The organism is Mesorhizobium sp. M8A.F.Ca.ET.207.01.1.1, assembly GCF_004794715.1.
Lineage (GTDB): Bacteria > Pseudomonadota > Alphaproteobacteria > Rhizobiales > Rhizobiaceae > Mesorhizobium.
Genome location: NZ_SRUS01000219.1, coordinates 1 through 370, shown reverse-complemented (window position 1 = coordinate 370; position 370 = coordinate 1). Strand labels below are relative to the sequence as shown.

The window sequence follows — 370 nt, the reverse complement described above, 5'->3', positions numbered from 1 at the left end:
CTTTGTCACTGCCGCACAGCAGCGGGTGCTCGTGCACTTGTCCTTCGCGGTTTATGCGTAAGCGCAGCGGGGCGGCGTAGCGGCCGGGCGCGATCTTCGGGTCGTCACAGAACGCCGCACGCAGGCGCAGCTGCAGGCCACCGTAGCGACGCCGACGCTCGGCCTCAGGGAGTTCAGCACCAACTTCGGGGCCGGTCGCCAAGGGCGTGCCCCGGCGCAGCACCACACGCTGCTCGCCGATCACCTCGGCCTCGATACCGGAGCCCTGCAGCAGCACCCGCAGTGCCGGCAGCGGCGGCAGGTTGGCGTGCAGCGGATAGCTGCTGCGCCCGGCGGCAAGGTCGCCCGGGTACATCACCGACCACCCGCT

The 370-nt window shown here is 70.8% G+C and carries 1 protein-coding gene; it reads right to left on the bottom strand.

What is annotated here, in order from left to right:
- Nucleotides 1-355: STN domain-containing protein (locus tag EN850_RS34255; protein WP_210238033.1), on the bottom strand; the 355-nt coding region annotated here is incomplete at its 3' end.
- Between the last annotated feature and the right edge of the window lie 15 nt (nucleotides 356-370).